Source organism: Butyrivibrio sp., assembly GCF_017940685.1.
Classification (GTDB): Bacteria; Bacillota; Clostridia; order Lachnospirales; family Lachnospiraceae; genus Butyrivibrio.
Genome location: NZ_JAGAYD010000009.1, coordinates 1 through 6,032, shown reverse-complemented (window position 1 = coordinate 6,032; position 6,032 = coordinate 1). Strand labels below are relative to the sequence as shown.

The 6,032-nt window shown below is 44.4% G+C and carries 5 protein-coding genes and 1 pseudogene; 3 read left to right on the top strand and 3 right to left on the bottom strand.

The annotated features are described in order from the left end of the window. The 3 genes and pseudogenes from J6I68_RS00635 to J6I68_RS00625 form a co-directional block, all read left to right on the top strand. A pseudogene (locus J6I68_RS00635) lies at window positions 1-358 on the top strand (histidine phosphatase family protein); the annotation flags it as partial. Continuing rightward, the gene (locus tag J6I68_RS00630) at window positions 358-618 is read left to right on the top strand and encodes a DUF6171 family protein (protein WP_292216350.1); all 261 of its coding nucleotides are present in this window, start codon (window positions 358-360) and stop codon (window positions 616-618) included. The pseudogene J6I68_RS00635 and the gene J6I68_RS00630, both read left to right, overlap by 1 nt. Window positions 619-639: 21 nt before the next feature. Continuing rightward, window positions 640-1,995 carry an MATE family efflux transporter gene (locus J6I68_RS00625; RefSeq protein WP_292216348.1) on the top strand — a complete coding sequence of 452 codons (1,356 nt, stop codon included), beginning with the start codon at window positions 640-642 and terminating at the stop codon, window positions 1,993-1,995. A gap of 81 nt (window positions 1,996-2,076) precedes the next feature. On the opposite strand, the gene J6I68_RS00620 is transcribed toward J6I68_RS00625, so the two are convergent. From J6I68_RS00620 to J6I68_RS00610, 3 genes are read right to left on the bottom strand one after another with little or no spacing between them, the layout of a single operon-like run. Continuing rightward, window positions 2,077-3,801 carry an extracellular solute-binding protein gene (locus J6I68_RS00620; RefSeq protein WP_292216347.1) on the bottom strand — a complete coding sequence of 575 codons (1,725 nt, stop codon included), beginning with the start codon at window positions 3,799-3,801 and terminating at the stop codon, window positions 2,077-2,079. A gap of 43 nt (window positions 3,802-3,844) precedes the next feature. Continuing rightward, a complete protein-coding gene (locus tag J6I68_RS00615; protein ID WP_292203199.1) occupies window positions 3,845-4,777 on the bottom strand; it encodes a carbohydrate ABC transporter permease in 933 nt (310 codons plus the stop codon). 14 nt (window positions 4,778-4,791) lie between these two features. After that, window positions 4,792-5,739, bottom strand: a complete 948-nt coding sequence (locus J6I68_RS00610; RefSeq protein WP_292216344.1) for an ABC transporter permease — start codon at window positions 5,737-5,739, stop codon at window positions 4,792-4,794. Window positions 5,740-6,032: the final 293 nt, after the last annotated feature.

The window sequence follows — 6,032 nt, the reverse complement described above, 5'->3', positions numbered from 1 at the left end:
TGACAATGTGATCAAAAGCTTTGATGGGCTTTTGGAAGATCACGGATATAAAAGAGATGGTGATATTTACAGGGTTACAGAAGGTAATGATAAGACGATAGCTCTTTTCTGCCACTTCGGGATCACCTGTGTTATGCTAAGCCGCCTCTGGAATGTATCGCCTTTTATACCGCTGCAGTTTCTTGCAATGGCTCCAACGTCTGTAACAGAGGTTGTCACGGAGGAAAGAGAAAAGGGACTTGCAATATTCAGGACTCTCAGGGTTGGGGACATAACCCACCTTACCATGGGAAATGAAGAGCCTTCCTTTTCAGCAAGATTTTGCGAGAAATTTGAGAATGACTGGGAGAGACACTGATGGAAAAAGAAACTAACGGCGGCTGCAAGAGGTGCCTTCTGTTTGAAATGGCAGGCAAAGATGATGTTATCGCTCAGGTTGAAAAGACAAGAAAACTTCTTAATGATGATGAGCGGGCATCTGATGAAGAATATAAGAGACGCCTTGATATTTGCAAAGAATGCGACAAACTAATAGATGCAACCTGCCTTAAATGCGGATGCTACGTTGAAATAAGGGCGCTGTCCATAGGAGCACACTGCCCTGGCAAAAAGTGGTAAAGATCAAATGTGAGGACAAAAATGGAAGCTACTATGACAAAGGGCAGGCCCCTTACTCTTTTACTGAAATTCGTTATTCCCATTTTTCTTGGATTTATATTCCAGCAGTTTTACAACATGGTAGATACTGTGATCGTAGGACGGTACGTATCTCCTACCGCTTTGGCTGCTGTAGGTTCCACCGGAACTATCATGTTCATGATAATGGGACTTGCCAATGGCATGACTACGGGATATACCGTTCTCATCAGCCAGAAATACGGAGCTGAAGATTACGAAGGAACAAGAAAAGCCTTTGTAAACGCCATTCTTCTTGGCATCATCAGTACAGCCATTGTTACCATCGTTGCCCTGATGGTGATGCATCCGCTTCTTAGGATCATGAATACTCCTGAGGATATTTACAACGACGCTTATGCCTATATATCAACTATCTGTGCAGGAAGCATAGCACTTATTGGTTACAACCTTCTGGCAGCGTCACTAAGAGCAATCGGAAACAGCAAAACTCCTCTGTACTTTCTGATCTTCTCAGCGATATTAAACATCGCCCTGGACCTGGTATTCATCGTTGGTTTCCACCTTGGAACCTTTGGCGCAGCCCTTGCCACTGATCTTTCCCAGGCGGCATCTGCAGTTCTGTGCACCATCTATATTGTTAAAAAAGTTGAAGTCCTTAGGCCTAAGAAAACCGACTGGCACCTTAGAAGAGACTATTCATTAAAGCAGCTCAACATTGGAATCCCAATGGCTCTGCAGTTTGGTATAACAGCTTCCGGAACAATGGTCATGCAGTCTTCCATCAACATCTACGGCTCAACAGCAGTAACAGGCTTCACAGCAGCAGGCAAGGTGGTAAACCTTATGACAGCAGGAATGCCATCTCTTGGCCAAACCATGGCAGCATACTGTGGCCAGAACTTTGGCTATGGCGACCTTGACAGAGTTCATCAGGGAACCAAGGATGCCATGAAAATAGCAAGTGTTTACTCAATTATTAATGGCGTTTTAAGCGTGGTGCTCCTTCCAATAATAATTGGATTCTTCTTTGACAAGGGCGTTGACGTGACAGCTTACATGCCCTATGCAAGAGCTTATGTAATTGCATGTGTTCCGTTCTACATTCCACTTGCCATGATCTTCATCTACAGAAATGCAATGCAGGCCTGTGGCTATGGAAAGACAGCTCTGATGCTTGGAATTATTGAACTTTTTGCAAGATTCTTTACAGCTTTTCTGTCCATAAGGATCCACAGCTTTAACCTTGCAGTTGCAGGAGATGCAGCCGCCTGGGTAACAGCCGGAATCTTCTCAATCATCCTGTACCTGTTCGTTATGAAACAGCTTCGAAAAAGTGCAAATGAACCAAATTGGTAAATCAAAAAATAATAAGGGCGATGCATAAAAGCATCGCCCTTTTCTTAAACCAACCTATTTATCGAAAGTTGTAATCAGGTATTACTGAAGCTTTGTTGTTGTGCCAGCGTCAAGCATTGACTGTCTCTCGTCGATGATCTCCTGGTAACCAGCATCAAGGTACTTCTGTGAAAGCTCATCGTAAAGAGCATCGAACTCATCAGGCTTGCACATTACAAGCTGATCTCTGAACTCTGGATAAACTTCTTCCTTAAGTGATGTGCCATACTCTGTAACTGACTCAAGTGCTCCACCAAACAGGCAGTCTACATTAGCGTATCCTGACTCATAGAGTGCAAGCTGTCCCTTGTAGTTAGCAAGGATGTCATCATAGAAGTCCTGAGGGAGTCCCTGAGGATTGATAGCCTTGATGTCTGACTCGATGTCGCCAAATGACTTGGAAGCTGTAACTACCATCCAGTAGTCTACGTTGTTGTTGTGACCCTGCTGCTCTGGAAGACCTGACTGATCACCAACAGCTACAGGATTGCCGTTCTCGTCGTAGTTGAAGTTAACACCTTCAAGACCCCATGTCATTGTGAAGAGGTTCTCGTCCTGGCTCATCCACTCAAGGTACATCTCACCAGCCTTAACCTCGTCCTCTGTTGCGTTGTTAGCAAAACCAACCATTGCACCAAAGATGTTGTTTGGTCTGAATGCGTTGCTTGAACCCCATGTGCTGTCCTGAACGAACTTGCTGTCGCATACTACTACGCCAAGCTCTGCGTCTGGGTTGTTCTCATAGAAAGAATTAAGTACATCCATTGTTGATGAAACATAACCTGACCACTGGAATGCCTCTCCGTTTACGAAGTCAGCGTTTACATCATCTGTGCTTCTGAGGTAGTACTCAGGGTTAAGGTAACCATCGTTGTAAAGCTCGTTGTTCCACTTAAGAAGTCTCTTCTGAGCTTCTGTTGAAAGAGCTGGGATCTGGTAGTCACCTGTTGTGCACCATGTGGTCTCATCCTGAGGATAATCTCTGAACATGTAGTTCTGGTCAGCGCCGGCACCTGCAACCTTTGATCCGCTCATAGGATACTTGTGTCCGTTCTCAACCATCTTGCCAAGAGCCTCAAGGAGCTCTGTGTTTGTTGCAGGATATGTTCCGTCATAGCCAGCTTCCTTAAGCCAGTCTTTTCTGTACCATGTTACGAATGTGTAGTTTGTGTTACCATAAGGTCTTTTTCCAAGAACGATGTAATCTTCGCCGTCGAACTGTGTATAACCTGTAAGGCCGTTCTCTTCCATGCTTGCCCAGTATGTAGGAGCAACTGTCTTGAACTGCTCAAGATCGATTGGCTGAAGGTATCCGTCTGATGCCCATGTAGCAAGCTTGTCGTAATCGTACTCCATGCAAAGAGTAGGAAGTGTATTTGTTGAAGCAAGCATAGCGTAGTCTGTCATAACGTCTGAACGTGTGATTCCTACGTATTCAACCTTGATGTTGTACTTGTCACCAAAGTTCTCCTGTACCCAGTTTGTCCAGTAGTTGTTCTCAACGTCTGAACATCCGTTACCTGCATCACCTCTGTCGTAAACAGCTACGCGAAGTGTAACCTGATCTGCAAATGGCTCCCAACCGTCGATACCGGCTACTGTGTCTGTAGCCTCTGCTGCGGGTGCCTCTGTAGCTGCTGGTGTCTCAGTAGCTGCACTGGTATCTCCGCTTTCTGTAGCTGTTGGAACTGGACCATTATTTCCACAAGCTGCAAGTCCCATTACCATGCTCATTGCGAGAATGGCTGATAATAACTTCTTTTTCATTGTAATCCTCCTTTTTATATTGACCCCATTGGGGTAATGAACATTAACCCTTAACAGCACCAATCATCGTACCTTGCACGAAATATTTCTGAAGGAACGGATAGATGATGATGATCGGAATAGTTACGAACATAATGCAGGCTGCCTGAAGTACCTCAGGTGTTGCCTGAACTACAGCTCCTGTATCAGCAAGGGAAGCATTCTGAGCTTCTGTAGCTGATGCAACCAGCTGGTAGAGCTTGTACTGGATCATCTTAAGCTCTGAAGATCTTGTGTAGTACATGTTGTCAGCGTATGCATTCCATCTTCCTACTGCGTAGAACAGTGAAAGTGTTGCAATGATGGGCTTTGAAAGTGGAAGAACGATCTTCCAGAGAATCTGGAAATTAGTTGCTCCATCAAGGAAAGCTGACTCCTCCAAGCTGTCAGGAATTGTACTCTGGAAAAAGTTCTTCATGATCAGCATGTTATATGGAGAGTAAATAAGTGGCAGTATCAGTACCCAGAAGGTATCCAGGATTCCCAGCTGATAGTAGAGAATGTACTGAGGAATGATACCTGCTGAAAAGTACATTGGAACCATCAGGATGAATGCCAGAACGCTTCTTCCTTTAAGTCTCTTTTTGGAAAGAGGATATGCTGCACAGGTGCAGACGATCATTCCAAGAAGAGTAAAGAGAAGTGTTACAAATACTGAAAAAACCATTGCATATGTCATTGACTGATCAGCAAATACCTGCTTGAAGGCATCAAAGGTGATGTCCTTGGGCCAGAAGTAAACTGAGTGTGACATAACTGCTGTATTGCCCGATATTGACTTGGCTGCCACATGAACGAATGGCAGTACACAGGTTGCGCACAGAAGGATAATGACAAGCATCATTATCGCGTCGCTTATTTTGAATTTATTGACAGCGTGAGCTCCACCTGCTGAAAAGCTCTCTTCGCCTGCCTTAATTTCTTTTGTCTTAGCCATTTAAACAGTTCCTCCTACAAAAGTCCGTCTTCGCCAAGCTTCTTGGCTATCCTGTCAGATATAAGAACAAGTGCAACACCTATTACTGATTGGAAAAGACCTACTGCCGTGGCCATACTGAACTTGTTGTTGCCGATACCTTTGTTGAAGATATACACAGCAAGCTGGTACTGGAACTCTTTAACCTGGGTATTTCCAAGAGATGTAAGTCTCTCGAGGTTACTTCCCATTACACGTCCAAGGTTCATGATAAGAAGTGTAACGATGGTGCTTCTGATTCCTGGAAGTGTTATGTGGATCATTCTCTGCCAGCGGTTGGCGCCGTCGATCATGGCTGCCTCATACTGCTCGCCGCTGATACCGGTTATGGCTGCCAGGTACAGGATCGTGCCCCATCCCATGGACTGCCAGATTCCTATCAAAAGATATGTAACCGCCCAGTGCCATTTTTCATTAAGGAACGGTATTCCTTCCTGTATCCATCCAAACTTCATCAATGCGATGTTTACAAGTCCGCTTGTGGGCTTGAACATTGTCAGGGCAACGCTACCGATGATAGCCCATGACAGGAAGTGTGGAAGATAAAGAATTGTCTGTGAAACCTTTTTAAACTTCTGGTAGCGGAGCTCGTTAAGGATCAGCGCCAGGATGATAGGCATCGGGAATCCTACGAAGAGATCAAGGATGTTAAATACGATGGAGTTTCTAAGTGCTCTTGAAAAATCTGCATCCTTGAAAACTTTCTGGAACGTAGCCCAGCCAACCCATTTGCTGCCGGCGTATCCCTTGGCAGGCTTATAATCCATAAAGGCCATCCTAAGACCCGGGTAAGCTCCAAAACTAAATACTATTACAAGAATAAGTGGAATTAAGAGAAGAAGATATAGCTGCCAGTCTCTTTTGATGCTCTGTTTCCAACTGGATTTGGCAACTGCTCCCCCTTTATTACCTTTCTTTGCCATACTCTTTGCCCCTTCCTTTCATAGCATCATACTAAAATAATTTAGACCGGTTATCTATTCACTTAGTCAAAAAAACTTTGCATAATCAACCATTTATTTTGTCAATTAGTAGTCATTTTGTCAGATTACCAAAAGAATAAATGGTAATTTTAGTAATTTCGCACAATGGATTGTATACGTTTTTGCGCAAAATAAGACAAGACACGGGGGTGGTTCTGCTGACAAGACACGGGGACGGTTCTACTGTCTCATTGCGTGCAATGAGACAGTAGAACCGTCCCCGTGTCTTGTCA